This window comes from Micromonospora sp. D75, assembly GCF_018070405.1.
Lineage (GTDB): Bacteria > Actinomycetota > Actinomycetes > Mycobacteriales > Micromonosporaceae > Micromonospora > Micromonospora chalcea.
This window is the reverse complement of the sequence record NZ_JAGPXV010000758.1, coordinates 1-2,575: the sequence shown is the minus strand read 5'-3', so window position 1 is coordinate 2,575 and position 2,575 is coordinate 1. Positions and strand designations below refer to the sequence as shown.

Sequence of the window (2,575 nt, the reverse complement as noted above, 5' to 3'; positions counted from 1 at the left end):
CCGGACCACCGCCGGCCCGGAAGCGCCGCGGGTGCTGAGCGACCCCCCGTACGCCGCCGACGCCGACACCCTGCCCGCCATCGCGGCGGGCGCCACCGGCTACCTCCTCAAGGACGCCCCACCCGACGACCTGGCCGCCGCCGTCCGCACCGCCGCCGCCGGACGCACCACGCTGGCGCCCACCGTCGCGAACCGGCTGATGAACCGCCTGCGTACGCCGGGCACCGCCCTGACCCGACGCGAGACCGAGGTCCTCGCCCTGGTCGCCGACGGTCTGTCGAACCACAGCATCGGCACCCGCCTGCACCTGACCGAGGGCACCGTCAAGTCCCACCTGGCCCGCATCTACGCCAAGCTCGGCGTCGAGTCGCGTACCGCCGCCGTCGCCACCGCCACCGAACTCGGCCTCATCCGCCGCTGACCCCGGGCAGGTGCGCGTCGTCGGCCGCGCCGGCTACCGGCGTCAGCGATTGAGCAGGTCACAGCCGGGGTAGTGGGCCTCCTCGCGGAAGATCAATCGGCGGCCGGGTTCCGGCCTGTCCGGCGAGAGGGGTACGACCGGTGCGGAGCTGGGTACGCGACGCCGTCGCGCGGTTACGCGGCGACGGGATGACAGTGGTCGAGCTGACCGCCGCCGCTGTGGTCGCGTGGATCGTGGCGGCGGTGGTGATCCGTCACCCGGATCCGTTCTTCGCGCCGACCGCCGCGCTCGTCGTGCTCGGCGAGTCCCGCGGGCGACGGCTGCGGCAGACCGTCGAGATCCTGCTCGCCGTGGCAGCCGCCGTGCTCGTCGCCGAGCTGCTGGTGTACGCGCTGGGCCCGGGCACCGAGACGGTCCTGCTGGTGCTGCTGCTGACCACCACGACGCTCGTGGTGATCGGGGCCCGCCGTGCCCTGGTCGTGCAGGCCACCGTCTCGGCCATGTACCTGGTCGTGGTCTCCGCGCCGAACGGGACGCTGATGCCGTTCCGCTTCGTCGACGCGCTCATCGGCGGCACCGTGGCGCTCGCCGCCAGCCAGCTGATGGCCGCCCGTGACCCGCTGGCACCACTGGTGGCCCAGGCCCGGCGCAGCTACACCGACCTGGCCGACCTGCTCGACCAGGTCAACGCGGCGCTGCGTGGCTGCGACGAGGACGCCGCCCGCGCCGCGCTGGACCGGGCGCGGCAGGTGGACGACTGCGTCGCCGAGATGCAGGCCGCCGTGCTCGCCACCGGCGAGACGCTGCGGCTGGGACTGCGCCGCCGGCACCTGGGCAAGCTCGTCGAGGTGGAGGCCACGCTGCGGCAGCTCGACTACGCCGCCCGCAACATCCGGGTGCTGGCCCGGGCCGGCGTGACCCTGACCCGCCGGCACACCGCCACGCCGCCGGAGCTGGCCGCCGCGATCGGCGCGCTGACCTCCGCCGTACGGTCGGCCGGTGAGGCCATGGCCCACGACCTCACCGGCGCCGACGCCGACCGGCACGCGCAGCGGGCCGACGCGGCGGCGCTGGAGGCGGTCCGGATCGCCGCGGGCCTGCTGCGGACCGATCCGCCGCTGCCGGTCACCATGATCGTCGGGCAGATCCGGGCGACCGCCATCGACCTGCTGCGCGGTGTCGGCCACGACGACGTGACGGTGCTGGACCGGGTGGACGAGGCGCTCGGCCTGAGCCGGGGGTGACACGTTCGCCGCTGGTCCGCTCAGTGCTGATGGATCGGGGTGTCGAGGTCCGTCAGCCGCCGGCCGGACCCTCCGGCGGCCAGGGCGACGAACTCGGCGGCGATCGCCACGGCGGTCTCCTCCGGCGTCCGCGCCCCCAGGTCGAGTCCGATCGGTGAGGAGAGCCGGGCGAGGGCGGCCTCGTCCACGCCCGCCTCGCGCAGGCGGCGCAGCCGGTCGGTATGGGTGCGGCGGCTGCCCATCGCGCCGATGTAGCGGGCCCGGGTGCGCAGGGCGACCTCCAGCAGCGGGACGTCGAACTTCGGGTCGTGGGTGAGGACGCAGAGCACTGTGCGCTCGTCGACGGCCGTCGACTCCAGGTATTTGTGCGGCCACTGCACGACGAGGTCGTCGGCGTCGGGGAAGCGCTTGCGGGTGGCGAACACCGGCCGGGCGTCGCACACCGTGACGTGGTAGCCGAGGAAGCGGCCGATCCGGGCCACCGCGACGGCGAAGTCGATCGCGCCGAACACGATCATCCGTGGTGGCGGCAGGTACGACTGCACGAACACGGACACCTCGTCGTGCCGCTGCTGCCCGCGCGTACCGAGTCGCACGGTTCCGGTGGTGCCGAGGGCCAGCATCCCCTCGGCCTGCTGCGTCACCGCGCGGTCCAGGTCGGCGTCGCCGAGGGTGCCGGCCACCCGGTCGGGCCAGACCACCATCTGGGCCATTCCGGCGGACGCCGTCGCCACCGGCGTACCCGCGCGGATCGCGGCGAGCACCGCGTCGGGCTCGGTCAGCACGACGTCCGGCTGCACCAGGACCTCGATGGTGCCGCCGCAGGTCAGGCCCACCTCGAAGGCGTCGTCGTCGCCGACGCCGTACGTCTCGGTGCGCACCTGGCCGGTGCGTATGGCCTCCCGGCACA

At 74.6% G+C, this 2,575-nt stretch carries 3 protein-coding genes; 2 read left to right on the top strand and 1 reads right to left on the bottom strand.

The genetic code is table 11. The annotated features are described in order from the left end of the window. A partial coding sequence (locus tag KBX39_RS28670; RefSeq protein ID WP_210873524.1) for a DNA-binding response regulator occupies positions 1–421 on the top strand: 421 nt, incomplete at its 5' end. Between the two features lie 140 nt (positions 422–561). Then, a complete protein-coding gene (locus KBX39_RS28665) occupies positions 562–1,665 on the top strand; it encodes an FUSC family protein (RefSeq protein ID WP_210873522.1) in 1,104 nt (367 codons plus the stop codon). Between the two features lie 20 nt (positions 1,666–1,685). On the opposite strand, the gene KBX39_RS28660 is transcribed toward KBX39_RS28665, so the two are convergent. Beyond that, positions 1,686–2,575: XdhC/CoxI family protein (locus tag KBX39_RS28660; protein WP_210873520.1), on the bottom strand; the 890-nt coding region annotated here is incomplete at its 5' end.